Raw genomic sequence first — 24,818 nt, forward strand, 5'->3', positions numbered from 1 at the left:
TCATGAAAAAAACAATAACTATTCTAACAATATCTACCTTTTTATTTCTTTCATGTGGAAAAGAAAAAAAAGAAACAGCAACTAATAATGAACCAGCAATTGCTGTAAAAGTAAACGGAATTTCTGCAGATACTAATGGAGAATTTGTAACCGCAAGTGGGAAAATAGAAGCTGAAAATAGTGCCAATGTTTCAACTAGAATGATGGGCTATGTTACCAAAGTAAATGTGAAAGTGGGACAAAAAGTAAGTGCTGGGCAATTATTAGTAAGTATTAATAATAGTGATTTACAAGCAAAAAAAGCACAAGTAGATGCTTCAATTTTACAAGCAACTGCAGGTTATAATAATGCTAAAAAAGACTACGAAAGATTTACTATATTATTCAATCAGCAAAGTGCTTCCCAAAAAGAACTTGATGACATGACTTCGCGCTATGAAATGGCTAAAGCTGGTTTGGAAGGAGCTAGACAGATGCGTAATGAAGTTATGGCTCAGTTTTCCTATTCTAATATTACGGCGCCATTTTCGGGTGAAGTGACAAATACTTTTGTAAAAGAAGGTGATATGGCAAATCCTGGAATGCCTTTAGTAAGTATTGAAGGAGCATCCCATTTACAGGTAACAGCTATGGTTTCAGAAAGTGATATTTCGTTTATAAAAAATGGAATGAGTGTAAAAGTTCTTGTTAAATCGTTAAATCAAGAAGTTGCTGGAAAAGTTTCTGAAGTAAGTGGCTCAGCTAAAAATACAGGAGGACAATATTTAGTGAAAATCAATTTGACCAACCCAACTAAAGAAGTGCTTTCAGGAATGTTTGCTAATGTTCAATTTCCAATTGCTAACAGACCAAAATCTACTTCAATTGCAATAGATAAAGTTCTTGTTCCCGAAAGTGCCTTAGTAAGACAAGGTCAACTAATAGGAGTTTATACCATTGCAAACGGGAATACTGCCTTGTTGAGATGGTTGCGAATAGGTAAATCATTTGGCAATCAAGTAGAAGTATTGTCGGGTTTGTCTGCTAATGAACAATACATTATTTCGGCAGATGGTAAATTATATAACGGAGCAAAAATTAGTATTCAGTAACGAATTTATTCTGAAACTTTAAACAATTTAAGATTATGCAAGAAGGTATATCAGGTAAAATAGCACACTTTTTCATCAACTCTAAATTGACCATTTTATTAATGGTTGGATTGATGATTATTGGTGTATACAGTTCATTTTTAATTCCAAGAGAAGAAGAACCACAAATTAATGTTCCAATGGCCGACGTAATGATTGGCTATCCAGGAGCAAGTCCTAGTGAAGTAGAAAGTCGTGTAGTTAAACCATTAGAAAAAATACTCTCAAATATTAAAGGAGTAGAACATGTTCATAGTATGGCCATGAATGGTCAAGCTATGCTTATTGTACAATTTTATGTGGGTCAAGATGTTGAACGCTCGTATGTGAAATTATACGACGAATTGGCAAAACACGAAAACATGTTTCCACAAGGGGTTTACAAACCAATGGTAAAAACCCGTTCTATTGATGATGTTCCAATGTTGGGATTAACCATTTGGAGTGAGAAATTAAATGATTTTGAAATACGTCAAATAGCTGAAGAAGTAACTTCAGAAGTTGAAAAGGTAAAAGATGTAGCTATTACCCGAGAAATTGGAGGAAGGAACCGCCAAGTAAAAGTGGTTTTAGATAAAGATAAAATGGCCGAAAACGGTGTGGATGCTCTTGGAATTATGCAAATGATTCAAGCCAATAATGGAAGTTCACAATCAGGGAGTTTTGTAAATAATGATAAAGAATACTTAGTTACAACAGGACAGTTTTTAAAATCTGCTGAAGACATTGAGAATTTAGTAGTTGGAGTCAATGCTAACTTACCAGTTTATTTGAAACAAGTTGCTAAAGTAGAAGACGGTCCTTCCACACCAAGTAGTTATGTTTCTTTTGGATATGGTAAAGCCAATGAGAAATTCAAAACCGCAAAATCAGAATATCCAGCGGTAACAATTTCTATCGGTAAAGTAAAAGGTGCCGATGCAATGAAAATATCTGAGAAGATATTGGAACGCGTGGAGCATTTAAAGAAAACAATAATTACAGATGATGTTCATGTTGAGGTTACCCGTAATTATGGCGAAACAGCTTCTGATAAAGTGGGGGAATTATTACTTCACTTAGGAATTGCAATTATTGCCGTTACCTTTTTAGTGATTTTAGCTATGGGATGGCGCGGAGGATTGGTTGTATTCTTTTCAGTTCCGTTAACCTTTGCTTTGACTTTATTTGCTTACTATTTATTAGGATATACTTTAAATCGAATTACCCTTTTCGCTTTGGTTTTCGTTGTTGGAATTGTGGTAGACGATAGTATTATTATTGCCGAAAATATGCACCGCCATTTCAAAATGAAGCGATTGCCATTCAAGCAAGCAGCAATTTACGCTATAAACGAAGTAGGAAATCCAACTATTTTGGCAACCTTTACAGTTATTGCTGCAATCCTTCCAATGGCATTTGTGTCAGGAATGATGGGCCCTTATATGAGTCCTATGCCAATTGGAGCCTCCATTGCTATGTTACTTTCGTTATTTGTGGCATTAACAGTAACCCCTTATTTAGGATACCATTTATTACAAGAAAAAGAAGATCAAAAACACAAAGAAGAACAAGGATTAGAAACCAATTGGGTTTATAAGATCTACAATAAACTGGAACGTCCATTATTAGAAAGCAGTAAAAAACGACGAATTTTAGTTGGACTTACTGTAGTTTTATTAATTGGATCGGTAATGATGTTTTTCACCAAGTCGGTAATTGTAAAAATGTTGCCATTTGATAATAAAAATGAATTCCAAGTTGTAGTTGACATGCCCGAAGGTACAACTCTTGAAAGAACTGCAGCCGTAACTCAAGAAATTGCGCAATACCTTTCTACCGTTCCTGAAGTGGTGAATTATCAAAATTATATTGGAACTTCCGCACCAATTACCTTTAACGGATTGGTTCGTCATTATGACATGCGAGGTGGTAGTAATATGGCCGATATCCAAGTGAATTTATTGCATAAAGAAGAACGCGATATGCAGAGCCACGGAATTGCCAAAGAAGTACGACCTCAAATTCAAAAGATTGCTAAAAAATATGGTGCCAATGTAAAAATCATTGAAGTTCCGCCAGGGCCTCCGGTATTGTCAACTTTGGTTGCCGAAATTTATGGGCCAGATTATAAAGACCAAATTAAAGTAGCCAATCAAGTTAAAACAATTTTAGAAACTACATCGGATATCGTAGATGTAGATTGGATGACAGAACACAACCAAACAGAATACAAACTAGAAGTTGATAAAGAAAAAGCAATGCTTAACGGAATTGCTCCACAACAAGTGGTTGGAAATTTAACTTATTTGTTAAAAGAATATCCAATTTCAAATCTGTATGATGAAAATTCTAATGATAATGTTGGTATAGTTCTTTCCCTTGACGATAAAGATAAAACGAGCTTGCAAGACATTCAAAATTTGAAAATAAAAGGAAGTCGTGGTAATGTTGTTCCTGTTAGTGATTTGGTTAAAGTAGTTAAAGACACTTTGCAAAAAACGATTTATAGAAAAGACCAAAAAAGGGTGGTTTATGTAACGGCTGATATGGCCGGAGCACTAGAAAGTCCTGTGTATGCTATTTTAGGAATGAATGAAAAACTTCAAAAAATGCATTTACCAAAAGGATATAAAGTAAACGAATTATACATGGATCAACCAACCGATGAAAGTGATTTTACCGTAAAATGGGATGGTGAATGGCAAATTACTCTAGAAGTTTTTAGAGATTTAGGATTGGCATTTATGATTGTAATTGTAATTATTTACATGCTGATTGTGGGTTGGTTTCAAAACTTTAAAACTCCAATGGTCATGATGATGGCAATTCCACTTTCGTTAATCGGAATTGTATTAGGACACTGGTTGTTAGGAGCTTTTTTTACTGCTACTTCATTCATTGGAATGATTGCGTTAGCCGGAGTCATGGTTAGGAACTCCGTATTGCTCATCGATTTTATTGAAATTCGATTGAACGATGGCATACCATTAAAACAAGCCATTATTGAAGCAGGAGCCGTTCGAACTACACCAATTTTACTTACTACAGGAGCTGTAGTAATTGGAGCATCCATAATATTATTTGATCCAATATTTCAGGGATTGGCAATTTCATTAGTATTTGGAGCTATTGTTTCCACTGTACTTACATTGTTAGTAGTGCCGATAATTTATTATGTTACCGAAAGAAAAAAGTGGGAAAATAACAACGATAATTCCCTAGATTCAGAATCTAAAAACTAAAAAAAATGAAACTATTATTAATAACAGCAATAGCCGAATTTGGCAAAGAAGTAAAACAAATACTAAAAAATGCTCAAGTACAAAACTATTCTTTTCAAGAGGTAGTTGGATATAGAAATGCCACACAAGATGCTTTAAACAGTAATTGGTTTGGAACAGAAATGAATGAAAACGAATCCATTATGTTTTATGCATTTGTAGATAAAGAAAATGTAGATTCAGTTTGCGATGCCGTTACAGAATTTAATTCAAAACAACAATCGCAATCTCATATCCATACAGTAATTTTAAATATTGAAAAATCAAATTAATCATGAAAAACAGAATCGTTAGAGCAGTTGCAGGAATTTTTATTTTAATAAGTTTAATCTTAGCTATTTATGTAAATCAAAATTGGCTTTGGTTTACGGCTTTTGTTGGTGCAAATTTATTCCAATCTTCAATAACCAAATGGTGTTTGATGGAAGATATTTTAACTAAATTTGGCATTAAAGACTAAATAATAGTATGAAAGATTTTTGGAACGAACGGTATGCCAACAAAGAGTATGCTTATGGTGTAAAGCCAAATGAATTTTATAAATCCGGATTGAATTTAGTGCCCAAAGGCAAACTACTTTTTGCTGCCGAAGGAGAAGGAAGAAATGCCGTTTATGCTGCCCAACAAGGATATGAAGTTTATGCACTAGACAATAGCATTGAGGCAAAAAACAAAGCCGAAAAATTGGCGGCTGATAACAATGTAAAAATAGATTATTTGGTTTCTGAATTGGAAAATTTAGATTACACAATTAATTCATTTGATGCTTTAGTTTTAGTTTTTGCACACTTTCCAGCATCAATTCGCAAACAATACCATGAAAAATTACTTTCATTTTTAAAGCCAAATGGGTTAGTAATTTTTGAAGCGTTTGCTAAAGAGCAATTAAATTATAATTCTGGAGGTCCAAAGCAAATAGAAATGTTATTCTCAGAGGAAGAAATTCATGATGAATTTCGAAATATTTATTTCATTAAATTGGAAACGGTTGAAACCAATTTAGACGAAGGCCCTTATCATCAAGGAAACGGAAAAGTAGTTCATTTTATTGGGAAAAAATTTTAAAGCCACGGGTTCAACTTCCTCTTTCTCCGCAACCAAAACCCGAAACTAATGTTTCGGGTTTTTTTATGGGTATTATTAGCCCATATATTTAATCTTTTTTTAAATTATTGTTTGAGAAATTAAGGATTTGATCAATATTATAAAAAATAAATTCATTGCTTTTCTTCAAAATTGATATTTACATATTTTCTTAAAAACTTGTAAGTTACTTCTTAAAATAGTTTTACTATCTTGCGAAACTTTTAATCGGCCCTTAAATCATGAAAAAAAATCAAGTAAAATATTGTTTATCAATTAGATAACTTATCAATTTGTAAAAAGCAAGATTCTCAATTTATGCAATAATTGAAAAGGAGTAAGTAAATGATATAAAGAATTTTGAACAATATCCCAAAATCCACTTAATAATTTTTTTAAAATTTAAATACACACAAATCACACAACCCAAATCCAAATAAATTCTCAAAGAATGAAATTAATATTGAAATTTTTTACCTTCTTTTTTTTACTTAGTTGTTACTCTACATACTCACAAGTTAGTGTTACTGCAACAACTGCAACCTTAGGACCAACTTCTTATACAACACTAAAAGCTGCTTTTGATGCCGTGAATGCGGGAACACACAAAGGTGTAATTACAATTGCTATTTCAGGTAATACAACCGAAACAGCAGCTGCAGTTTTAAATGCTAGTGGAAGCGGAAGTTCAAGTTACACCGCCATCAATATCTATCCAACTACTACAGGCTTATCGATATCTGGAAATCTTGCAACTCCATTAATAGATTTAAATGGTGCTGATAACGTAACCATTGATGGTCGTGTTAATGCAATGGGATCAACAACTGATTTATCAATTAGCAATTTGAGTTCATCTGCAACTGCCGGTACAAGTACATTGCGTTTCCTTAATGATGCCACAACCAATACAGTTAAATATTGCACAATTAGTGGAGCTTCTACAAGCGCGAGTAATGGAATACTATTTTTTAGTTCAACTACTTTAACAACTGGTAATGACAACAATACCATTGATCATAATAATATTACTAATGCTGGAGGGAACCGACCTGCAAATGCTATTTTATCATTAGGTACATCATTAAAGGAGAATAATGGAATTGTTTTTTCCAATAATAATATTTTTGATTTTTTTAATACAACGTTGGCTTCCAATGGAATCTTTCTTTCAACAAATACTTCAGCATGTTCTATAACAGACAATAGTTTTTATGAAACTACAACTTTCAACACTACTGCAAGTAGTTATAAATGTGCAATAAATATTTCATCCACTGGTGGTGGTTTTGATGTAATTGGGAATTATATAGGAGGAAATACCAATTCCTGTGGTGGAACATTGACTAAAACAGGGAATGACAATATATTCTATGGTATTTATCTATCAGTAAGTGCTACAACTGCTAGCAGCGTTCAAAATAATACAATTAAAAACATTGATTGGACAAATTCCTTATTTTCAAGTTGGTATGGTATAAATATTATTAGTGGTACTGTCAATATTGGAACCGTAACCGGAAATACCATTTCTAATATTAATTACACTAATGGAACAAGTAATGGAAATTTCTATGGAAATTATATTAATACCAATAGTATCACTGATATTCAAAATAATACTATTACTGCTATCACCACAGCGAATTCATTGTCAACGAATAGTACTAATTTTTATGGTATTTTTAAAACTGGAACTGGAGCAACCAATATCAGTAATAATAGTATAGGAAGCCCAACGTTAGCGAATAGTATTTTGGCAAGTTCTACATCAACTTCTATTGTTCAATATGTTTTTGGAATTAATAATTCTGGAACAGAAGCAATAACAATTTCTGGGAATATAATCGCTAATCTTACAAATGGTACTGCAAATACCACAACAAGTTCATCAGGTGGCTGCATAAACGGAATTAAGTCAACAGCAGGTACAAATACAATAACAGGAAACACTGTTCGAAATATTAATATAGCCAATCTAAATACGGCTGTTGATTCTACAGCCTCAGTAATAGGAATTAATTTTACTTCATCTGTTGCTGCAACTCAAACAATTTCTCAAAATACCGTATATAATATAGCTAACACCAACTCGGTTTTTTCTGGTCCGGTAATTGGAATTTATTGTAGTGGACCTTCATTTGCAGGTGTCGCTAATAGAAATTTAATACACAGTTTAAATACAGTTTCCAATTCAAGCAAAATATGGGGAATTTATATAGTTGATGGGCAAATGCTTTTTTCAAACAATATAATCCGACTTGGATTAGATGAAAATGGAAACAGTTTGACTCAATCGTGTGAAATTGCAGGATTTTATTTAAATTCTTCATCTTCAACTAATTTTTCAAAACTACAGCATAACACAATATACATAGGTGGTACCAATGTTGTTACAACTACAACTAACTACACCTATGGTGTATTCAAAGCAAATAATGCTCCAGATACAATTTTCAATAATATCATTGTTAATCAGAGGCAAAGTACTTCGGCAGTTTTACGTCATTATTCTGTTAATTATGCAACTATTCCTGGCTACAGTGATAACAACATCTATTGGTATCAAGCGAGTCATGGTCAAATTGACAAAACATATGCCAACATACAAACTTTTAGAGCATATCAACAATCTAAATATAGCGATATGCAATCCATTATTGCAAATCCTGGATTTGTAGCACCTTCATTAAGCGCAAGTAGTATGAATCTTTCTATTGATCCTACATTTGCAGGGACACCTGTTGAGGGAGCGGGACAAGCATCGTTAGTAACTGATGATTTTTCGGGGTCAATTCGAAGCTCTAACACTCCTGTAGATATTGGTGCATTCTCGGGAAATTATATTGGTTTAACATCTTCGAATGATGGTTTTTCTCCTTACATTAAATATACAGCAATAGGAACTATTGCACCTCAAAATACATTTGTATTAAACAACTTTGCAACAATAACCGATCAAATTAGTGGTGTGAATACTACTTCAGGTACTAGTCCGAGATTGTATTACAAAGCAAGTACGCATACTTCAGCATTTGGTGCAAATAATAGTTCTTTTAATGGCTGGAAGTGGGTTGAAGCAGATAATACTACCTCACCATATCAATTTACTATAGATTTCACCTTACTCTTTGGAGGGGTTCCTAATACAGGTACAATACAGTATTTTACTGTAGCACAAGATCTTGCAAGCACTCCAAATGTAGTTTCTTGGCCTATAGCTGGCAGTGTTTTATCAAATGTTGCAACAATTACCACTGCACCAACAACACCAAGTTCATTTTCAATTTTATCACCACCAGTTGCTGCAGCAGCAACAAACTTTACAAGTCAGTCGTTTTCGGTAAATTGGGTTGCTGTATCAGGTGCAACAGGCTATCTACTAGACCTATCCACGGCGAGTGATTTTTCTAGTTTTGTTAGTGGATATAATAATTTAGATGTTGGTAATTTAACAACTTACAGTGCTACAGGGCTAACTTTGAATACAATATATTATTACCGATTACGAGCGTATAATACTTCGGGAAACAGTGTGTATTCCAATACAATTCAAACCAAAACAGTTGATGCCGCTCCAACCGTTCAAGCAACAAACATCATCGTGGTAAATAATGCTTGTGGCGGTTCTTCATTTAAATTTACAAGAGGAAATGGATCAAAAGTAGCAGTTTTTATTAGAAATATAAGCACTGGAAACCCAACATTAACTAATGGAAGCGGTATGATTTATTCGGTTTCGTTCACTGGGCAAAATATTTATGGAAATACTTCTAATACATACAACTCTTGGAGATGTATTTATGTAGGTTCTGGAAACAGAGCAACCGTTACTGATTTAACATTAAACACAACCTACAGAGTGGCGGTAGTTGAGTTTAATGGTGCTTCAGGTTATGAATCCTATCTAAACGATTTTACAGGGACTAATATTACCAATTTTATAGCTACCTCTGGTACTCCTTTAACAGGCACAAAAACGGTTATGGCTACTGGTGGTGATTATGCAACATTAACAGAAGCAATGATTAATTTGAATAATTGTGGAATTGGTACCGGAGGAGTGACTTTTGAATTAGGAGACAACTCGTATCCATCAGAGTATTTTCCAATTGTTGTTTTTCAACCTTCAGGCACAGCTGTTACAAATCCAATTAAAATTGAACCAGCAGCAAACCGAACACCGGTAATATCAGGAAACGCATCAACTGGACTTTTAACATTATATGGAACAGACTATATAACTATTGATGGAAAAAATACAAATGGTAGTTCATTAACATTTGAAAACACCAATACTTCAACTACTGCGCACACTGTTTGGATATCCAATATTGCAAGTTACATAACACTTACAAATCTTTCGGTTTTAGGTGCGGTAACTCATGACGGTGGTGCTTACTCTCGTGATGCGGTAATAGCACTATCAGCAACTACAAATAATGAGACAAGAAATTCAAATATTACAATTACAAATTCTCGAATAGGTCAAGCAACAGGTGTAAATAAACCTTCCACTTTAGTAAAATCTACATTTTATACTTCAGGTACTGACCAAGTATTAATTGATAACTGTGAATTTTTTAATTGGTATTCAGATATTGGACGTAGTGAATTTTTAAATGCAAATGCAGCCATTCAATTAGGATATTATAATGGAGGTTCTAATAATACGAACTGGACAATTACAAACAATAGTTTTTATTTTAACGAAGAACAGGTCTACACTCAAGGAAGAGTGCATGCAGTTAGTATATGGGGAACAGGTTCTAATTTCAATATATCAAATAATTATTTTGGTGGTCGTCAAGCACAATGTGGTGGCGCTAAAATGAAGGTTAGTGGCTCGCCATTTTTAATGGGATTTTTATACGTACATGGGCATCAATCGTATGGAGGAATTAGTAGTGCTGTATTGAATACCTGTTCAAATAATACTATGGCAAATATCGATTTTTCAACTTCAAATGTTAATGCAACTTCTGATTATGGCGATGGTTCTAGATTCTTTTTTACAGGTATACATAGTGGTTTATGGACTATTGAGAATAACACTATTGGTTCAATGTCCTCAAACAATAATATTACTATTAGTGATGTAAACAGTGCAGAATATAAATTATTTGATGTGTATAATCCTAACCTTTCATTAGTTAGGGTAACTAATATTAAAAATAATCAAGTTGGCGGAATCAATATTGGGTCTCCAAATTTTCAATTTCATTTTTTAACAGGTGAAATTACTAACTCGGGTGCTTATAGTACTTTAATTGATAATGTTGAGTTAAATACTTTTGGTTCCAATTTAACCAATTCTATTTATGCAAATTCGGTTACAAACACGAGTTCATATATTATTGGAATAAAAACAATTATGTATAATTCGGGTATATCACAAGTTTATAGAAATAATGTTCAAAATATTTTTATGAATGCGGGTAGTACGATTGGTCTAACAAACTATTCAGGTGCTGTAACATTCAAAGAAAATAATGTATTAAATATAGAAACTCAAAATGGAGCAGCCACTGGTATTTATGTGAGTGAAAATACGGGTATTGCTACTAGAAATTTCATTCAAAACATTAAAGGAACAACAACTGTTACTGGAATGCAGCTTACAAGTTTCAGTGCAACGCAAACAATAGACAATAATATTGTTTCAATAGGGCAGGGAGTTTCCAATGCTACGATTTATGGTATTTATTCCTATTACGGGCAAAATATCTATTTCAATACTATTGCAATTAACGGCCAAGCCACTTCGGGATCAAATAATTCTCATGCTTTTTATAGAAATTTGAATTGGGCAGGGACAAGCAATGTTAGAAATAATATTTTTAGTAATTTTAGAAATAACAATGGTGCTACAGGTAAGAATTATGTAGCTTATATTGGCGTTACAACAAGTTTGACTTTACGTGATAATAATTATTATTTTAATGGTTCTGGTGGGGTTTTAGGTTATTCACCCTCTGCAGATAAAACTTCCTTACCTTTATTTACAGGAAGTGATATAAACTCTTTGATTGCATCGCCTACTTTAGTAAATGCAACGGGTACGAATGTCACAGATTATAAATCTTCAGTAATTTTACCCGGTACTGCTATTTCTGGTTTCACTACTGATTTTGAATATAATCTTAGGGCTGCAACTAGTCCGCAAATGGGTGCCTTTAATTTTGCAGGTACTAATTTATGGACAGGTACTACAAATTCGTTATGGAATGTTGCGACCAATTGGAATCCACAATTAGTTCCAATTTCAACTAGTATTGTTCAAATTCCTAATACCACAAATAAGCCCATAAGCACCAATTCGATTACATTAGCTGGAATTACCATAGATACAGGTGCTACGCTATCCATTCAGCCTACACATAGTTTAAAAATAAATGGAAATATTACCAATAACGGACAAATCATATTTAAAAGTGATGCAACCGGTAATGGGATGTTTGACACCTTTACAGGAACTATTACAGGATCTGGAACGGTCCAAACAGAACGTTTTATACCAGCTCGACGTGCATTCCGTTTCTTGAGTCCAAGTGTTACTACTACTTCTACTATTAATCAAAATTGGCAAGAAAATTTTGGTACTACAGCTGGTTTAGGTACACATATAACTGGATCTGGCGGAGCAACTAATGGTTTTGATGCAACTGGGACTAACAATCCTTCGCTGTTTACTTTTAATAATCCTTCTGGTGTTTGGGAAGTAGTTTCTAATACAAACAGTAACACACTAACTGCTGGAACTGCTTATCGCTTGATGGTTCGCGGAGATCGAACTATCAACTTATCTTCCAACACACCTACACCAACCACAACAATCTTAAGAGCAACAGGTAGTTTAAAAACCGGTAATTTCACACCAACACTTAATCAAACAGCTGATGGCTATAGTTTTGTAGGAAATCCGTACCAAGCACCAATTGATATCAAAGCTGTTTTGTCGGCTAGCTCGAATATGAATCCAGATGTTACCTACTATTGGGATCCTACCTTAAACACTAGGGGAGGATTTGTTACTCGTGATTTAAGTTTAAACAGTAATAGTGTTGCTTCAAATTTCAATCAGTACCTTCAACCTGGTCAAGCAGTTTTTGTTAAAAAATCCAATACCAATTTAACGGCTAGCATGACAATTACAGAAACTAATAAAGCTGTTTCTAATGGCTCGTCTGGGGTATTTAAAATTAACTCTGCCACTAATGATTATGGTTTATTGAGAGTAAATTTACAATCCAACATCAATAATCAATGGCAAACAATTGATGGAACTCTTGCTGTTTTTAATGACAACTATAGCTGGGAAGTTACACAAGAGGATGCAACTAAAATGGGTAATTTGGATGAGGAAGTAAGCTTTATTCAAAATAATACATCGTTATCTATTGCTAAACAGAATAATCCTTCACTTACAGATGAATTAGCAATAAAATTAAATAAAGCTAACCTAGCTAATTATCAATGGCAATTTGAATTAAATAATTACACCGGAGAAACACCCTATTTATTGGATACTCAAAGTAATACTTATACTCAAATTGAAAACAACACTATTGTTCCTTTTTCAACAGATGCTACAATAACTAATCGATACAAAATTGTATTTCAAAATAATATTTTAAATTCTTCTAATTTCTTAGATAATCATATTGTAGTGTATCCAAATCCAGGTAAATTGGGATCTAGTTTTTACATAAAGGGCTTCAACGAAACACCACAAGTTACTTTATATACTATTTTAGGTCAAATTATTCCTATCCAAATTATAAATAATGGTTCTTCTATTACTGTAAAGCCAAATGAAAGTTTGACACGAGGTGTTTATTTGGTAAACATCGTACAAGACAATAAAAACACTCAAATAAAATGGATTGTTGAATAGTAAAAAAATAATGATGAACACACCAAATACAAAATACCGTTTACTCTTCGGCTTACTTTTCTTAGTGCAATCAACACAAGCTCAAACCGATCCTTTTTTTAATGATAATGTTACAGATGTTCCTGCGGCACCAATTAATTATTGGATTTTTCCAATGTTTATTGTTGGTGTTTTGTTGATGTTTATTAATTTGAACAAACGTAAAAGTTCATTCTAAAATCAACGTAACTAGATTTATTACTTTATGTTAATGGTTTTATTCTTTCCTTAATCAAAACCCGAAACAAACGTTTCGGGTTTTTTTATTGGTTTTCACTTAGTTTTAAATAAAAATAAATTTGGTTTATAATATAAACTAGTTTACATTTGTGTTATGTTTAACTAAATAATCAAATACTATGGAAAATTCCAATCAACAAAATCTAGAGTTAATCGCCCAAACGATTAAAACGGCGCAAAGACGTTTTTACGATGATAGTCCTTATTATATATTATGGGGCAGTGCAGTTTTTTTAGCAAGCGTGCTGCAGTACTTTTTAATTTTAGCTCAATCGGAATACAATCCAATAGGTTGGGCCGTATTGATTCCGGCGGCGCTGATTATTCAATTTATTTATACTAGAAATCAGAAAAAGAAAATTCAAATTAAAACCCACGTAGAATCTTTATTGAATACCATGTGGACCGCTTTCGGAATTACGTTAATGATTGTTTTGTTCTTTTCTAACAAACTCGGACTTAACACGTATCCAGTTATTTTATGTTTGTATGCTATAAGTACCTTTATTTCGGGGAGTGCTTTTAAAATAAAAGCGTTTGTTTTGGGTTCTATTTTGTGTTGGATATTTGCAATAGTTTGTTTTTTTGTTGATTTTCAAACTCAATTATTGTTATTGTCTGCAGGAGTTTTAGTTGCTTTCTTAATTCCAGGAATTGTTCTTCGTGCAAATGAAAAAGCGGAAGAAAATTAATAAATTCGCAAATGTTTAAAAATTTAGACCCCTTATTGCATTCTCAGTTGCGTTTGGCTATTATGTCTTTACTGGTTACGGTTGAGGAAACTGAATTTTCATACCTCAAGGAGAAAACTCAGGCTTCTGCAGGAAATATAAGCGTGCAATTGGAAAAATTAAAAGAAGCCGATTATATTAAAATCGAAAAAACATTTAAGGGCAAATATCCCCTAACAAAATGTTCCATTACCAAAAAAGGAATTAATGCTTTTGAAGAATACATCAATTCATTACAGCAATATATTCAACCTAACAAATAACAAAACCCGAAACAATTGTTTCGGGTTTTTTGTTTACTATATTAAAACCATTTACGGGTAAACAATCCAATGAGGGCTTGTGGTGAGAATGCCAGTACAAATCGAATCTTTTCGGAATATTTAGTTTGTGTAAGCTCCAATCCGTTGGAAGATTGTATTGGGAAATACAACTCAAAATAATCGGTAACCAAATTCAATCGGATGCCACTATCGTATTTAAAATGGGGATCTTGTTCTTTACTCTTCAATATTCCAAAATCACCATATACTTCAATCCAATTCCAAATATTGAAACTACCATTTACTGTGGTAATCCAAGAATTAGCATAGGGTTGGTTTAACTTTGATTTGAATCCGCCTTCTGCCTGAATGAACTCTTGGCTGTAAATTCCGGTGCTTTCGTTTCGCCCCAAATAGCTGTAATCAAATAAATAATCAGTTGGTCGATCTAAAGCAAAACTAAAGTAATTGGAATCGGTTTTGTTGTACATAAAAATCCCTGCATACAGGCGCAAGTTTACTTGACGGTTGTTGTTAAATAACTTACGGTAGCTAATGCTTGTTGAAGCTTTTCCAAAGTAGGATGCCAATTGTAAATCGGTTGTGTAAGCAAAATGTTTGGCCACTTCGTTTCTTACATTGCTGTACCGTACATTAAAAATGGAATAGTTTTCTTCCAACGAACTTTTTACAAAATTACTCGGCTCTCGATATAGATACACCTGTCTTATCAATACATTTTGATAGTGATTCAATCGATAATCGGAATCTCTTAATTTGAACAATACATACGGATTGATTTTCTTGTAAAAAGCATCGGGCGCATAATGGTAATTTTCACCACTTAAGCCATACCGGATTTGATATAAATTGCTTTCGCGATTGAACTGATTGAGAGCAAATGTAAACCTCCCCGAAAATGATTTTGCCGTGGTTGAATAGGAGGGAGTGACATCAAAATTAAAGGGACGATCCAAAAGTGTCTTGTTGTGAAAGCAGATTCCCGCAATGAAACCATCATATAAATTGTATTCTAACGAGGGCAAGTACAACACTTGATTGAATTTAGGATCCTCCAAATCTTTCATGAAAGTAAATTTGATTGGCTTGTTCAATAAGCTGAAGTCTTTAAGGTTTTTCCAATTGTTTCTTCGGTTGAATTCTGGAACAATATTTTGAAAATTAATCACAAGTTTATCAGCTTGCTCTCTTTTAAAGGTATAAATACTATCTTCTTTTACTTTCGAAATCCATTCTTTAAAAACAATTTGCTTGTTTTTTATTCCGTAAACCGGAATCGGAACCCAGGCATTGGATTTGTTTTTTATTTGAAATGAGACACTATCCGATGTTTTTTTAACAGATGTGAATTTGTAATCAATTGTTTTTCGAGTCTTAATTAGCGTGTCAAAAAACCAATCGATGTCTTTTGAAGTAGACGCTTTTAAAATGGATTGTAATTTTTCGCTATCCGAAGAATTTTTATAAGAATATTCTAAATAAGTAGCAATTGCTTTCTCCAAATTTTCAGCACCTATATAGTCGGCTAAATACTTAAAACTAAGTCCAGCTTTATACTTGGAAGCTATTTTCTCATTGAATTTTATTAAAGTATTTTTCGGATCACCTAGCGGTTGATCTAAATTTTTACGAGCCATAAGCATATAAAAATAACTGTATTGCTCATTAAAATCTAACGAAACCAAATTGTAGCCATGTAAAATTTTGAACTTATAAATGCTCCCCATCATTTTTGCGTTGGGATAATTTTCCTCGGAATATTTCATCAAATAGTAGATTTGAATGGCATCAAAAATCCAATTGTCTTTTCTTGGGTCAATTTTTAAAGTAGTTTTTAAATAATTATTTAAATACGTTTTTAAAAACTTCATTTCATAAATGTAATCTTCTGTAAACGGATTGATAAATGAGGGCAACTGATTCAATCCATAAAAAGGATTTTGCTCATAATCTGATTCCGAAACGGTGATTTTCGACTTTGGGTATTTTCCCAAATTTTCTTCGGTATAGGCAATTACTTTATCAATTAGCAATGCTTTGTTAATTTCATCCAGTTTGCCTTCAAGGTTAGTAGTAACGTCTAGATCTTTGTTTTTAAAACTTAAAAAAGTGTTCTTTTTTTGTATAAATAAATGCACACTAAATTGATTCTTACCAACAAAGTGATAGTTGTTGTTTTCTTTTTTTTCAAGGATTAAATCCGATATAACACTGTACCCTTTGGAATCTGTGATTATCAAATCTACATCAGTTAAGGCATTTGGTGCATCATCTATATTTAAATTGTTATAGGTAACAAAACCTGAATCAGTATACAAAGCTGGGGTTAAAAACCAATTTTTTAAAGTCAGATCTCCATCCGAATTATAGCCGTATCCGGTGAATTTATCATCGGGAAGTTTTAGTTGGTAGGATAGGGTGAAACGCGCTTTTTCTCCGGGAGCCAATTTGTTTTTCAATTCAATCCGAATAAGATCCGGAAAGCCATCCGGTCGATTCCAATTAAGCGCAACATTTGAATCGTCTGCAATCAAGTTGATAGTGGTGCTTCCCCGTTCTTTTTCGGAAGCAAAAAGAAAACTTCGCACAAACTCATCCGAAAATCGGGCGCCAAGAGGTGTTGCATTACTTGAATAGGCATTATTCCAATCATTTAAAACAATCGAACTTAACGTGTCTTTTGATTGATTGAAATAGGTTAGTTCCTGATTGATGTATAACGAATGATTATCATAATTAATGGCAACTACTAATTTAGATTGGTGTTGGGCGGAAGCACAAAAAGCGCAAAGCAGCACGATGTAGTTGATTAATTTCACTATTTTTTTGGTTTGAAGAGCGTGTTAAAAACTACTTTGGTGTATTCAATAGCGCCATCTTTATTTAAATGTCCGCAGGTCGAAAAATACTTATCATCGGTAACTGCATTCTCAAATCTAAGAATTTCTGGGTACACTTTCTGTATATGATTGAAATAGTCGCGATTTATGGTTTCCATACACATTGGTGTGGTGAGAGCAATTAAATGAATGTTATTTTTCTTACAAATTGCTTTTATGGTTTCGTATCCTTTATTTCTTTTAGGATAATACTTAGTTAAATCGGCGGGCACTAATTTATCTGGCCCATTGAGCAACGGATGAAATCCATCGTTTTCTAAAGCATTTGTCTTTTTATGAATTGCCGAATAGTACATTTCTCTAAAACCAATTCGGGCATCATAATGCATGTAGCGGTAAAATGGAATGTAAAGCAATTGGTTGTATTCCGGAAGCTCGCGATAGTAATCTCTAATAGTTTTTGAAGTGTGTAAATAAGGCATAAACAACGAACGAATAGCCTCCGAATGGTCGTTGGTATTGATGTTTAAATCTACTTGCAAAATCAGGTGTTTTATTTTGTAATTCCGCTCAACCATCATTTGCAACATCAAGGCCGATTCATCCAGTCGTGATCTCGTAATTCCAAAATTAAAGGTTTTATATCCTGCTTTATTGAAAATTTCGGGAACAAAATGGTTGTTTACTCTTGAAGAACCCAAAAAAACAACATCATAATTTTTGTCTTTGGAATTGTATAAGTAATCTATTTTACTTCGCGAATCCGATTGCAAATAAACTGCTGTGTACAAAACATCCAGTAACACTAAAGTTACTAGGAGTAAGGCACATCCTTTTGCTAAAAAAAGTAAAAACTTCTTCATTAAAATTGGAAATAAATAAATTCTTTATAATCAGAAAAAACGCCAAGCGCAGCAATAGCAGCCAAACACAAGCTTAATTTCACCCAACTCCATTTGCCCGAAATAGGTTCCAGTTTATGGCGGTTATTCCATTCGATAATTACAAAAACAAGCACAAGTGCAAGCAACTCATTACTGTAACGCTCTATACGGAAATATTCGGAATTGAATTTATGATTTTCAAACATTCGTTTGATGTATAAAATAGCATCGGTAATGGTTTTTGATCTAAAAAAGATCCATGCGATACAGGTTAACGAAAAGGTGGTGAGAATGCTTAATAAAGTTCGAATAGAATCAAAGTTGAAACCTAAAGTAAAATCGTCTACGTTTTTCCGATTTTGATTCAAAAGCAATAACGGTAAAAAGTACAAAGCATTAATCAATCCCCAAGCAACATAGGTGAAATTGGCTCCATGCCAAAAACCGCTTACGAGAAAAATGATAAAGGTATTGCGCACCTGAAATAACTTACTGCCTTTGCTTCCGCCAAGGGGAATGTATAAATAATCGCGAAACCACGAAGAAAGGGATATGTGCCATTTACGCCAAAATTCTGCTATATCTCTTGAAAAATAGGGATAATTGAAATTGCGCAACAAGTCGATTCCAAATAACTTGGAGGTTCCTAAAGCAATATCGGAATAACCAGAAAAATCACCATAAATTTGGAAGGCAAAGTAAATCGCTCCCAAAATTAACGACCAGGAATTCATCGAATTGTAATGGTTGAAAATCTCATTGGCATAAATAGAACACGAATCGGCTATCACTACTTTTTTTACTAATCCCCAAACAATTTGGTATATGCCTTCTTTGGCTTTTTGGAATTCAAACTTTCGTTTGACTTTTAATTGTGGTAACAAATGCGTTGCTCGCTCAATAGGACCAGCAACTAAAAGCGGAAAATAACTCACAAATAAAGAATAATCTACAAAGTTCTTTTCGGCTTTAATGCGGTTGTAATAGATATCAATGATGTAAGATAATCCGTGGAATGTGTAAAAGGAAATTCCTACCGGGAGTATTAGTTTTAGTAAAATCGGACTTGCGGTAAATCCAAATGAATGCACAAGTTCGGCAAATGAAGAAGCAAAGAAATTGTAATATTTAAATACGCCTAGAAACCCTAAATTGATGGTTATACAAAGCCAAAGCCACCTCTTTCTTTGGGATGCTGTTTCGCTTTTTTCAATTTTCATTGCCGAAACATAATCCAGTAAGGTTGAAAAAACAAGTAGGAATAAGAACCTCCAATCCCAACAAGAGTAGAAATAATAACTCGCTAAAATCAAAATGTAATTTTGATTTATTTTTGATTTCCCTCCAACGAACCAATATAAAATAAATACTATTGGAAGAAAAATAGCGAAATGAAGCGAGTTAAAAAACATAAATTAGAAGTTCGGACTTAAATTGTATTTTTTATAAAAGTTATCAAGTGTTTCTACTACTTCTTCTGCAGAATCAACCACTTTTATTAAATTTAAATCTTCTGGATTGGCATTTTTTTGCTTGTCAATAAGTACATTTTTTATCCAATCCAATAACCCCGACCAAAATTCGGTTCCAACCAAAATAATAGGAAACTTACCAATTTTTTTAGTTTGAATTAAGGTTACCGCTTCAAATAATTCATCCAAAGTTCCAAATCCTCCAGGCATAACCACAAACCCTTGCGAATATTTCACAAACATTACTTTTCTCACGAAGAAATAATCAAAGTTTAGGTTTTTATCTTTATCAATATACGGATTGAAATGTTGTTCAAAAGGCAATTCAATGTTTAATCCTACCGAAGTTCCTTCGCCGCGGTGGGCTCCTTTATTTCCCGCCTCCATAATTCCAGGTCCTCCACCAGTAATTACTCCGTATCCGGCTTTACTGATTTTATAGGCGATTTCTTCAGCTAATTGGTAATACTTTTCTTCAGGTTTGGTTCGAGCCGATCCAAAAATAGTAACACAAGGCCCGATTCTTGACATGGTTTCGTAGCCATTAACAAACTCCGACATGATTTTGAATATCGCCCAAGAATCATTACTTCTTACTTCATTCCACGTTTTTTGTTTGAATTTTTCTTGAATTCTGTGGTCTTCATTTTCGTATTCACTTGCACTCATATGTTCTCTATTTTAGATTCGATTCTGCTAATTTAACTCTTTTTTCAAAAATTGAGCTGTGTAACTTTTTTTGTTTTTTATTATTTCTTCAGGAGTTCCAGAACACAATACTTCACCGCCTCCTTTTCCGCCTTCTAAACCAATGTCAATTATGTAATCTGCCAATTTTATTACATCCAAATTATGTTCGATAATCAATACCGTATTACCTTTGTCAACCAATTTGGTAATTACCTCCATCAACACGCGGATGTCTTCAAAATGCAAACCTGTAGTAGGCTCATCCATAATGTAAAAGGTGTTGCCGGTATCTTTTTTAGATAATTCGGTTGCTAATTTTATGCGTTGCGCCTCACCGCCCGAAAGGGTAGTACTTTGTTGTCCCAAAGTAATGTAGCCCAATCCAACATCTTGAATGGTTTTTAATTTTCGATGAATTTTCGGTATCATTTCAAAGAAATCGACCGCTTCATCAATGGTCATGTTCAATACATCGGAAATTGATTTTCCTTTGTATCTAATTTCTAAAGTTTCTCTGTTGAAACGCTTGCCTTGGCAGGTTTCACATTCTACATATACATCAGGTAAAAAGCTCATTTCAATTGTTCGCACTCCCGATCCTTCGCAAGTTTCACATCTTCCACCACTTACATTAAAGCTGAATCTTCCCGCTTTGTATCCGCGAATCATCGCCTCAGGAGTCATGGTAAACAAACTTCGAATCTCCGAAAATACTTCGGTATACGTTGCCGGATTCGAGCGAGGTGTTCTACCAATCGGACTTTGATCGATGTCAATCACCTTATCAATATGCTCTAATCCTTCAATTTTTTTATACGGCTGTGGTTTTTTTACGCCATTAAAAATGTGTGCATTTAAAATAGGGTAGAGCGTTTCATTAATTAAGGTTGATTTACCACTACCGGAAACTCCCGTTACACATATTAATTTGCCAAGCGGAAATTCAACCGAAACATTTTTAAGGTTGTTTCCTGAAGCACCTTGGAGCTTGATGAATTTTCCGTTGCCACTTCTTCGTTTTTTGGGAACTTCAATTTTAAGTTCGCCGTTTATATATTGCGCTGTTAAAGTATGTTCCTTCAATAATTCTTCAGGAGTTCCTTTACTGATGATTTCACCACCAAATTTTCCGGCTTTCGGACCGATATCAATCACATAATCGGCACATTCAATCATGTCTTTATCATGCTCTACCACCAAAACGGTATTACCAATATCGCGAAGGTTTTTCAAAGAATTAATCAATCGCTCGTTGTCTCTTTGGTGCAAACCAATACTTGGCTCATCCAATATATAAAGTACGCCAACTAGTTGAGAGCCTATTTGAGTTGCCAATCGGATGCGTTGTGCTTCTCCACCAGATAATGATTTTGAACTTCTATTTAACGATAAATAATTCAATCCTACATCCAATAAAAACTGAATGCGGTCATTGATTTCTTTTAAGATTTCAACTGCGATTGTTTTTTGTTTATCCGATAATTCATTTGGTAACGATTGAAACCAAGTTGCCAATTCGGATATATCCATAGCAGAAAGTTCTGCAATATTCTGATTATTTAGTTTGAAGAAAAGCGATTCTTTTTTCAATCGAGAACCATGGCATTCTGGACAATGCATCTCATCCATATATTCTTTGGCCCAACGTTTTATGGAACTCGAATTACTATCGTCAAATTGACTTTTTATGAATTTGGAAATTCCTTCAAAATCAATTTTATATTCTTTGGTAACTCCGGCCGTTTTAGAAACCACCGAAAATTTCTCGTTTCCGCCATTCAAAATCATTTCAATCGCTTCTTCGGATAGGGTTTCAATGGGATCGGTTAGTTTGAATTTGTATTTTTCTCCAATAATCTCCAATTGCTTGAACATCCAGGAACTCTTGTATTCACCAAGTGGAGCTAATGCTCCTTTTTGAATTGATAGCTTCGGATTTGGAATTATTTTTTTTCTGTTGATTTCATTTACAATTCCCAATCCGTTGCAATGTTCACAAGCTCCTTTTGGGGAATTGAATGAAAATAAATTGGGTTCCGGATTTTGATAGGAAATTCCGGTTGTTGGACACATTAAAGTTCGACTGAAAAAGCGCACTTCGTTACTTTCATGCTCCATAACCATCATCACATCTTCTCCATGATACATGGCTGTTTTGATGCTTTCGGCAAGTCTTTTTTGAGTATCGGCAGTAGCTTCTACTTGCATTCGATCGATTACGATTTCAATATCGTGGGTTTTGTAACGATCCAATTTCATGCCTGGCGTAATATCTACAATTTTACCATTCACTCTTACTTTTACAAAACCTTGTTTGGCAATTTGTTGAAATAACTCGGCATAGTGTCCTTTACGGGCTCTAATGATAGGAGTAAGGACATTAATTCGTTTACCATTAAAAGTTTCTGTGATTAAATTCTGAATTTGCTCATCCGAATAGGAAACCATTTTCTCACCAGTATTGTAACTGTAGGCTTCACCTGCTCGTGCATACAGCAAACGTAGAAAATCATATATTTCGGTAATGGTACCAACAGTAGATCGTGGTGATTTACTGGTTGTTTTTTGTTCGATAGCAATTACAGGAGACAATCCGTCAATTTTATCCACATCAGGGCGTTCCAATCCGCCAAGGAATTGCCGCGCATATGCTGAAAATGTTTCGATGTAACGGCGTTGCCCCTCGGCATAAATGGTATCAAAAGCAAGCGATGATTTCCCAGATCCTGAAAGCCCAGTAATAACAACTAGTTTTTCTCTCGGAATGAAAATATCGATGTTTTTTAAATTGTGTACTCGTGCACCAATTACTTCAATAGTATTTTCGTTTTCTAGCATAAGATTTGTAAAAACGCAAAAGTACGATTTTAGGATAAAATTCAGTTAGTCAGTTTAGAAGAAATTGTTAAATCTAGTTCTAAAAATTAAGCCGACTTAAATAAATTAAGCCGGCTCTCTTATGGTTTTTAGGTTGGTTTGTATTAGTTATTAAGCATTACTGGCATTACAAGCATGGTAACGGTTTCTCCTTCGTCTAATCCGTCTACTGGAGTTAAAATTCCAGCACGATTTGGCATAGACATCTCCAATTGAATTTCATCCGATTGTAAATTCGAAAGCATTTCTAATAAGAAACGTGAGTTGAAACCGATTTGCATGTCATCACCTTGGTAATCACAAGTCAGTCTTTCTTCTGCTTTGTTTGAGTAATCAATATCTTCTGCAGATATATTTAATTCAGCACCAGCAATTTTCAAACGAATTTGGTGTGTAGTTTTATTTGAGAAAATAGCCACACGTCGCACAGAACTGAAGAATTGGTTTCTATCAATTAATAGTTTGTTTGGATTTTCTTTCGGAATTACCGCTTCATAATTTGGATATTTTCCATCAATTAATCGGCAAATCAATAAGTAGTTTTCAAAAGAGAACGTTGCATTGGCATCGTTGTAATCAATTTTAACTTCTGCATCCGAAGTGCTTAATATACTTTTTAAGATGTTAAGCGGTTTTTTTGGCATAATGAAATCTGCCACTTGAGAAGCTTTTACATCAGTACGTGTATACTTCACTAATTTGTGAGCATCAGTAGCTACGAAGATTAATCCTTCTGGTGAAAATTGGAAGAATACCCCCGACATAACCGGACGTAAATCATCATTTCCAGCAGCGAAAATAGTTTTGCTAATAGCAGTTGCCAACACTTCTGCTGGAACCATTGTAGAAGATGGGTCTTCTAATTGTACTGATTTTGGGAATTCTTCTCCCGGAGCATACGCAATCGCATATTTACCCGAATTCGAGCTAATTTCTATAGTGCTATTTTCTTCAACTGTAAAAGTTAAAGGTTGCTCTGGAAACGTTTTAAGTATATCTAAAAGTAATTTAGCAGGAACTGCTACGCTACCATTATCTGTAGATTCGATTTCTAAAGTAGCAGACATAGTCGTTTCAAGATCGGAAGCCGAAACGGTTAAGGTCTTCTTATTTAATTCAAATAAAAAGTTGTCTAAAATAGGCAGCGTGTTGCTGCTATTAATAACGCTACCTAAAACTTGTAATTGTTTTAATAAATACGAGCTGGATACAATAAACTTCATCTTATATTATTTTTTACAAATATATCTTAAAGAAATAGATCTTGAAAAGAAATTTATTAACATTTATTCCAATATTGTTAGGAATTTTTTTCGATAGGAATCTGTATTTTTTTTGAGTCAGATATTGAAGGAATTATGATAAATTCCGAATTTCAATTGGTTTTC

Annotated in this window: 15 protein-coding genes; 9 read left to right on the top strand and 6 right to left on the bottom strand. The window is 33.8% G+C overall.

Features of this window, described 5'->3' with window-relative positions; translation table 11 throughout:
• Positions 1-2: 2 nt before the first annotated feature.
• The 9 genes from ACKOWY_RS03435 (at position 3) to ACKOWY_RS03475 (ending at position 14,646) form a co-directional block, all read left to right on the top strand.
• Positions 3-1,091, top strand: a complete 1,089-nt coding sequence (locus ACKOWY_RS03435; RefSeq protein ID WP_408940047.1) for an efflux RND transporter periplasmic adaptor subunit — start codon at positions 3-5, stop codon at positions 1,089-1,091.
• 35 nt (positions 1,092-1,126) lie between these two features.
• Positions 1,127-4,354, top strand: coding sequence for an efflux RND transporter permease subunit (locus ACKOWY_RS03440; protein ID WP_408940048.1), 3,228 nt, complete (start codon positions 1,127-1,129; stop codon positions 4,352-4,354).
• Between the two features lie 5 nt (positions 4,355-4,359).
• Complete coding sequence (locus ACKOWY_RS03445; RefSeq protein ID WP_408940049.1) at positions 4,360-4,665, top strand: hypothetical protein; 306 nt, start codon at positions 4,360-4,362, stop codon at positions 4,663-4,665.
• Between the two features lie 2 nt (positions 4,666-4,667).
• Complete coding sequence (locus tag ACKOWY_RS03450) at positions 4,668-4,853, top strand: DUF2892 domain-containing protein (RefSeq protein WP_408940050.1); 186 nt, start codon at positions 4,668-4,670, stop codon at positions 4,851-4,853.
• Between the two features lie 8 nt (positions 4,854-4,861).
• On the top strand, positions 4,862-5,458 hold the full coding sequence (locus ACKOWY_RS03455; protein ID WP_408940051.1) for a class I SAM-dependent methyltransferase: 597 nt from the start codon (positions 4,862-4,864) through the stop codon (positions 5,456-5,458).
• 469 nt (positions 5,459-5,927) lie between these two features.
• Positions 5,928-13,373, top strand: a complete 7,446-nt coding sequence (locus tag ACKOWY_RS03460) for a beta strand repeat-containing protein (protein WP_408940052.1) — start codon at positions 5,928-5,930, stop codon at positions 13,371-13,373.
• Between the two features lie 10 nt (positions 13,374-13,383).
• Positions 13,384-13,590, top strand: a complete 207-nt coding sequence (locus ACKOWY_RS03465; protein WP_408940053.1) for a hypothetical protein — start codon at positions 13,384-13,386, stop codon at positions 13,588-13,590.
• 181 nt (positions 13,591-13,771) lie between these two features.
• Positions 13,772-14,344: a hypothetical protein gene (locus ACKOWY_RS03470; protein WP_408940054.1), complete on the top strand. Its 573-nt coding sequence runs from the start codon at positions 13,772-13,774 to the stop codon at positions 14,342-14,344.
• An 11-nt stretch (positions 14,345-14,355) separates the two neighbouring features.
• Entirely contained in the window at positions 14,356-14,646 is a 291-nt protein-coding gene (locus ACKOWY_RS03475) for a winged helix-turn-helix domain-containing protein (protein WP_408940055.1), read from the top strand.
• Between the two features lie 41 nt (positions 14,647-14,687).
• Here ACKOWY_RS03475 and ACKOWY_RS03480 read toward each other — a convergent pair whose 3' ends face one another.
• The 6 genes from ACKOWY_RS03480 to dnaN form a co-directional block, all read right to left on the bottom strand.
• Entirely contained in the window at positions 14,688-17,486 is a 2,799-nt protein-coding gene (locus ACKOWY_RS03480) for an aminopeptidase (RefSeq protein WP_408940056.1), read from the bottom strand.
• A complete protein-coding gene (locus ACKOWY_RS03485; RefSeq protein WP_408940057.1) occupies positions 17,486-18,370 on the bottom strand; it encodes a hypothetical protein in 885 nt (294 codons plus the stop codon). The genes ACKOWY_RS03480 and ACKOWY_RS03485 overlap by 1 nt, the downstream gene beginning before the upstream one ends.
• Positions 18,370-19,803 carry an MBOAT family O-acyltransferase gene (locus tag ACKOWY_RS03490; RefSeq protein WP_408940058.1) on the bottom strand — a complete coding sequence of 478 codons (1,434 nt, stop codon included), beginning with the start codon at positions 19,801-19,803 and terminating at the stop codon, positions 18,370-18,372. Before ACKOWY_RS03490 ends, ACKOWY_RS03485 begins: the two co-directional genes overlap by 1 nt.
• Before the next feature lie 3 nt (positions 19,804-19,806).
• Complete coding sequence (locus tag ACKOWY_RS03495) at positions 19,807-20,532, bottom strand: TIGR00730 family Rossman fold protein (RefSeq protein ID WP_408940059.1); 726 nt, start codon at positions 20,530-20,532, stop codon at positions 19,807-19,809.
• Positions 20,533-20,559: 27 nt separating this feature from the next.
• Positions 20,560-23,391 carry an excinuclease ABC subunit UvrA gene (uvrA, locus tag ACKOWY_RS03500; protein WP_408940060.1) on the bottom strand — a complete coding sequence of 944 codons (2,832 nt, stop codon included), beginning with the start codon at positions 23,389-23,391 and terminating at the stop codon, positions 20,560-20,562.
• Between the two features lie 143 nt (positions 23,392-23,534).
• Positions 23,535-24,653: a DNA polymerase III subunit beta gene (gene dnaN / locus ACKOWY_RS03505; protein ID WP_353085099.1), complete on the bottom strand. Its 1,119-nt coding sequence runs from the start codon at positions 24,651-24,653 to the stop codon at positions 23,535-23,537.
• Positions 24,654-24,818: the final 165 nt, after the last annotated feature.

The organism is Flavobacterium sp. (assembly GCF_046073885.1).
Lineage (GTDB): Bacteria > Bacteroidota > Bacteroidia > Flavobacteriales > Flavobacteriaceae > Flavobacterium.